Here is a 5,444-nt window from a genome sequence, read left to right as displayed (position 1 = left end):
GGGCTGGACGACCCGGCGATGATCACGCACACCTCGGGCACGACGGGCGTACCGAAGCTGGTCGTCCACACCCCGCGCACCATGCGCGCCCGGCTGCGCCCGCAACTCGCCCTGCTCGCGCTGATGCGCGGGCGCGAGACGGTCGCCGTCAGCGTGCCGTTCGTGCACTCGCGGCTGTTCGCGGCGATGGCGCTGGTGCTGCTGAAAGGCATGCCGGCGGTCCTCCTGGCCCACCACGACCCGGAGAGCGTCGCGAAGTCCTTCCTGCGGAACCGGCCCGGTCTCGTCGAGGCCCTGCCCAACTCGTTCCTCGCCTGGGAGGGCCTGGCCGCGGACCCGCGCGAACCCTTCGCGTCCGTGAAGTACTTCTCCGCCACGTTCGACGCCCTCCACCCGCGCACCGTACGCCGCCTCCTGGACGCCTCCCGCCGCCGCGCCCCGCGGTTCTTCCAGATCTACGGCCAGTCCGAGGTCGGCCCCGCCGCGGGCCGCCCCTACTTCCGCCGCGACACCCGCGGCATGGACGGCCGCTGCGTCGGCTTCCCGCTGCCGGGCAGCGCCCGGATCCGCGTCGTCCCGCGGAACGGCCGGCGGGTCTCCGCCGCGAACCCGGGGTTCATCGAGGTCCGCTGGGACGGCCTCGCCCAGACGTACCACGGGGAGCAGGACCGCTACGACGAGAACGTCCACGACGGCTGGTGGCGCACCGGCGACGTCGGCTACCGCACCCGCGCCGGCTGCCTGCACATGCTCGACCGCGAGACCGACACCATCCCCGGGATCGGCTCCAGCCTGGAGATCGAGGACACCGTCCTGGACCGCCTCGAAGAACTCGTCGAACTCGTCGTCGTCCAGGGGCCCGACGCCGAACCGGTCCCCGTCCTGTGCACCCGCGACGACGAGCCCCTGGTCCCCGCCCGCTGGCGGGCGGCCACCGCCGACTACCCCCAGCTCGGCGCGCCGGTCCACCTCCCGCTGGCCGAACTCCCCCGCACCGCGACCCTCAAGACCCGCCGGGTGGAGCTGTCCCGCCTCCTCCACGACCGCCTCTGACCCCGCGGCCCCCTCACCTTTCCGGCACCTCCGGCTCCCCGCACGGCACGCCGCCCGCGCAGTGGAGACCGTAGGCCCGGTACTCGGGCAGCCCGCGTCACCTGATGTCGGGATACGGATCCCCGCCGGGACCGCGGGAAGTGATCCACTCGCGGCGTCCGGGCCCGTCTGCCAGCCTGAATACGAGGACACCTCTTCCCTGCGTGTCGATACCGAGCTTCTCAGGTGCGAGGTTGCGATGGGTGAAGCAAAGATTGAGATCCGCGACGGGCAGCCGAAGTGGTACCTCAGCGAAGACATCTGGGTGGTACCGGGATCCGATCCCATGGGCAGCCCCGGAATGCCGGTCGAAGGACAGCAGGTTTTCCTGTGGGCCAGGGTGCAGAACCGCACCGAGGCCGAGATCGCGAACGCGACGGTGAACTTCTACTGGACTCCCAGCGGGATCGGCATCACCGGCAAGGCGATCAAACACGGCTCGGCCTCCGTGACCATTCCGGGGGGTGCGAGTTCCGACGTCCTCTGCCTGCGGCCATGGAGTGTCCCGTACAAAGCGTGCCTGGTCGTCGAGGCGTTCCACGCATCACTCGACCCCGTGAATCCGGCCCTGCGGGCGAGACCGACGGCGGATCCGCACCTCGCGCAGCGAAATCTCACCATCCTGCACGTCAGGGAGAACTCCCTGCCGATCGGCGGCGAGTTCTTCACGATCCTGCCGCTCATGGTGAACAACTCGGGCCGCGAGGAGCAGGTGTTCACGGTGACCGCGGAGCCGGCCTCCCTGCGCGCTCTGGACCCCCTCGTCGAGACGGGAGGACTCGACGGGGCGCTCCTCGGGGACGGCGGCGAGGCGCGGATCGCGGGGTTCACCGGCACGGCGTACCCGGGACCGGCGGAACTCGACCAGGCTTCGCCGGAGGTGGGGGAGCTGAAGATCCCGCCCGGCGGCCACGTGAACCTCCACCTGATAGCACGCCTCGACGGCGATGCCGGCCTGGTGGAAGTGCTTCAGTTCGCCGGGGGCGTGCAGGTCGGCGGCATGGGATTCCTGCTGGTCCGAGGAGAGTGAAACCGAATGCCTTCCTTCGAAATCGCCAACCGCCCCTTCGCCACGCATCCGATGACGGGGCTGATGATGCCGGACGGGATCTTCGAAACCGCCCTGGGCCCTCAGGAGCTGCACGCGCAGGTCCGCAACACGACCGCCGGGGCCCTCGCCGGCACCAGGATCTATCTGGAGAGCGTCTCCGACCCCGGTATCGCCGTCTCCCCCCGGACGTACGATCTCGGCGATCTGCCCTCGGACGCGGTACGCACCCTGTCCTGGAAGCTGGACCTGACGGATGCCGCACCCGGCGACCACTACGTCAGCTTCGTCAGCAACGGCCCGTCGGGAACGACGCGCGTCATCAAGAAGATCTTCGTGATGCGGACGACGTTCGACCCCGTCACCCACACCTTCGACGTGGACGTGCCGCAGGGGCGCCTCAACGTGGAGTTCGTGTCGCTCTTCGCCGCGGCGGAGCCGTGCGTGAAGCCCTCCGTCCGATCGGACCGGGCCGGGACGGCGGACCTCGTCGCCGCTCTCGGGGACGACGAGCGGTCCTTCCTCGACGCCGCCCGCGAACTGTACTCGCAGCACTACACGGACTTCGTCTTCTGCCCGCCCGGCTACCTCCCCAAAGAAGTGCGTCTCACCCTCTCCCCGAACCCGCCCTACAGCGGCCAGTACGGCCCCCTCCCCTTCGAGGACCCGTTCTGGAAGATCATCCTCGGGATAGTCGCCGGGGTGCTGGTGGTCGCCGCCGCGATCGTCGAGGCCGTCGCGGGGACGGGAGAGATCCAGACCACGACGGGGCCGGCCAACGACGGAAGCTGCTGCAACACCGAGGCCGAGGGGGAGGGCACCAACGCGGTCGCGGCGGGCCTCGTCGCCGCCGCCGCCACCGTGGCCACCATCGCGGCGGCCTCCGACGCCCGCGACCCGATGCGCCGGGGCCAGGACCACACCCCGCCGCCCGGCGGGGAAGTCACCACCGGGGAGAACCTGAAGTTCGAACTCGTCCCGAACGACCCGGTGGCACTCGGGCGGCCCTTCCAGGTGGACACGCGCTGGGAGTACCGCCGCACCACCGACGGCGGGACGTACAGCCACAGCGTGTCGGAGACGCAGGAGAATCAGCACGTGCTGTCGCGGTACGACATCTCCGCACCGGACGTCCTGGACAACACCGCCGGCGAGACGTTCGAGGTGAAGGCGGAGTTCTACGACGCCGACGGCCACCAGCTGCGCGGCGGCCGGCTCTTCGTGCAGTGCTTCCTCATCGCCCCGAGCGGACGGTACTACCGGACCACCCTCGCCGACGACGGCGCGGCCCCGGACAGCGCACCCGACGACGGGACGTACACCGGGGGCTTCCCACATCTCTCCCGGGAGATGGAAGCGGGCACCTGGAGCTACTTCGTCATCGCCCAGGACGTCAACGACGCCGACCCCGGCATGGACCCCGACCAGGCCGCGCAGATCATCGGCGGAATGGTGGTCACCCACCAACTGACCATCGGCTTCTCCGGCGGCACGTGCCCGCTGGTGCCCGACGGACAGGTGGACGTCGTGGGCTGACCCGGCGAACCCGCAGGGAAATCCCTGGCGGAAACGATCCTTCGGGGAGGGATCTGAGTGGGGCGGGTGGGACTCGAACCCACGGCCGACGGATTATGAGTCCGTTGCTCTAACCGGCTGAGCTACCGCCCCGTACGGCGCGTCACGTACAGATGTGCGCGCCGTCTGCCGCAGCATAGCCGCTCATACGATCTGTCGCCCGGAGACCCCGTCGCCGGGGAGGAGCCGGGCGGCTGCGCATGTCCGGAAGGACGCGGGTGGACCGCTTCCGGTTCCGGGGGCGGCGGAGGAGCTGGGAGGGTCGTGCGGGCAGAAAGGGGCGAAGGCCCCGTTCGGGGCCTTCGCGTACCTGCTCCCCCGACTGGACTCGAACCAGTAACCTGCCGGTTAACAGCCGGCTGCTCTGCCGATTGAGCTACGGAGGACTGCTCCGCACGGAGGCCCTTCCCGCTCCCGGGGGGCGCTCCTGTGCTGCTCGCAATACATTAGCGCATGGCTGGGTCCGCTCCGAAATCGGTATTCACCCCTCCCCCTCTTCCGGGTACGCGTACCGGTGACAGCAGGGCGGAACAGCCCAGTCGAGGCAGTCCGAGGGAAGGTGGAGACCATGCGGTACCGGGTGAGCTTCGTTGCGGGGATCGCCGTCGGGTACGTCCTGGGCAGTCGGGCCGGACGCGAGCGCTACGAGCAGATGCGCAAGGCCGCGCAGCAGTTCAGCGAGTCCCCGGCGGTGCGCAACGCCGCCGAGGCCGCCGCGCTGACCAGCCGGGACGCCGTGACCAAGGCGGCGAGTTCACTCTCCACGAAGTTTGCGGACGTGGTCCCGGAGAACGTCGCCTCGCGCGTCCACTTCCTCCACGGGAACGGGCACGCGAACGGCACCCGCGGCCGGCGCGACGAGCCCGACGACTGGGGTACGACGAACACCTGACCCCGGGCCGGCCGCGGGGCGCGCACCGGTTCGAGCGCACCCCGCGGCCGGTGGGCCGGTTCCGGTCGGCGCCCTGGCCGAAACCGCGCCGGTGCCCGGACGGCCCCGCCGATAGGGCATCATCTGCGGCATGGGGATAGTCGCCGGTCTGGACAGCTCGCCTGAAGGCACCAACATCGTCGTCTGCGACGCCGACACCGGCGCGGTACTCAAGCAGGGCTACGCCCCGCACCCGGTGTCCGAGTCCGTCGACGAGGCGGCGGCGTACGAGGCCGACCCGCAGACGTGGCTCCTCTCGCTCGGCGAGGCCGCGGACGGCGGCGTACTGGAGGGCGTGCAGGCCATCGGGGTAGCTGCCCAGCAGCACGCCGTCATCCCGCTGGACGCCGCGGGCGCGCCCGTACGGCACGCGCTCACCGGCAACGACAAGCGGGCCCAGGGCGCCGCCGCAGACCTCGCCGGCGAGTTCGGCGGCCGGGCGGCGTGGGCGGAGGCCGTCGGCGCGGTGCCGGACGCCAAGCTGCCCGTCACCAAGCTGCGCCGGCTCGCCGCCACCGAGCCCGACCACGCCAAGCGCACCGCGCAGCTCATGACCCCGCACGACTGGCTCGTCTGGCAGCTGCTGGGCAAGCCGCCCCGCCGCACCACGGACCGCGGCTCCGCCTCCACCACCGGCTACTGGTCCGCGCACACCGGCGAGTGGCGCCGCGACCTCGTCGAGCTGGCCCTCGGCCACGAGGCGGGCCTGCCGGAGGTCCTCGGCCCCGCCGACGCGGCCGGCCGCACCCCTGAGGGCCTGCTCATCTCCGCCGGCACCGGCGAGACCATGGCCGCCGT

The 5,444-nt window shown here is 71.2% G+C and carries 5 protein-coding genes and 2 tRNA genes; 5 read left to right on the top strand and 2 right to left on the bottom strand.

What is annotated here, in order from left to right; genetic code table 11:
• The 3 genes from H5J30_RS16115 to H5J30_RS16105 form a co-directional block, all read left to right on the top strand.
• The coding region (locus tag H5J30_RS16115) for an AMP-binding protein (RefSeq protein ID WP_181788123.1) at window positions 1-1,053 on the top strand (1,053 nt) is incomplete at its 5' end.
• A gap of 325 nt (window positions 1,054-1,378) precedes the next feature.
• Window positions 1,379-2,122 carry a hypothetical protein gene (locus tag H5J30_RS16110; RefSeq protein ID WP_181788122.1) on the top strand — a complete coding sequence of 248 codons (744 nt, stop codon included), beginning with the start codon at window positions 1,379-1,381 and terminating at the stop codon, window positions 2,120-2,122.
• A gap of 6 nt (window positions 2,123-2,128) precedes the next feature.
• Window positions 2,129-3,676 carry a hypothetical protein gene (locus tag H5J30_RS16105; RefSeq protein ID WP_181788121.1) on the top strand — a complete coding sequence of 516 codons (1,548 nt, stop codon included), beginning with the start codon at window positions 2,129-2,131 and terminating at the stop codon, window positions 3,674-3,676.
• Window positions 3,677-3,734: 58 nt separating this feature from the next.
• Here H5J30_RS16105 and H5J30_RS16100 read toward each other — a convergent pair.
• Together H5J30_RS16100 and H5J30_RS16095 are read right to left on the bottom strand one after the other, a co-directional pair.
• A tRNA-Ile gene (locus H5J30_RS16100) sits at window positions 3,735-3,808 on the bottom strand.
• A 220-nt stretch (window positions 3,809-4,028) separates the two neighbouring features.
• A tRNA-Asn gene (locus tag H5J30_RS16095) sits at window positions 4,029-4,101 on the bottom strand.
• Between the two features lie 182 nt (window positions 4,102-4,283).
• On the opposite strand from H5J30_RS16095, the gene H5J30_RS16090 reads away from it, so the two are divergent.
• The gene (locus H5J30_RS16090) at window positions 4,284-4,607 is read left to right on the top strand and encodes a YtxH domain-containing protein (RefSeq protein ID WP_181788120.1); all 324 of its coding nucleotides are present in this window, start codon (window positions 4,284-4,286) and stop codon (window positions 4,605-4,607) included.
• Between the two features lie 130 nt (window positions 4,608-4,737).
• A partial coding sequence (locus tag H5J30_RS16085) for an FGGY family carbohydrate kinase (RefSeq protein WP_258563350.1) occupies window positions 4,738-5,444 on the top strand: 707 nt, incomplete at its 3' end.

This window comes from Streptomyces phytophilus, from assembly GCF_013870535.1.
GTDB lineage: Bacteria > Actinomycetota > Actinomycetes > Streptomycetales > Streptomycetaceae > Streptomyces > Streptomyces phytophilus.
This window is presented reverse-complemented; position numbering and strand designations above follow the sequence as displayed.

Coding starts and splice junctions, on each gene's coding strand:
- H5J30_RS16110 (WP_181788122.1), top strand. CDS start 1,379: ATGGGCAGCCCCGGAATGCCGGTCGAAGGACAGCAGGTTTTCCTGTGG.
- H5J30_RS16105 (WP_181788121.1), top strand. CDS start 2,129: ATGCCTTCCTTCGAAATCGCCAACCGCCCCTTCGCCACGCATCCGATG.
- H5J30_RS16090 (WP_181788120.1), top strand. CDS start 4,284: ATGCGGTACCGGGTGAGCTTCGTTGCGGGGATCGCCGTCGGGTACGTC.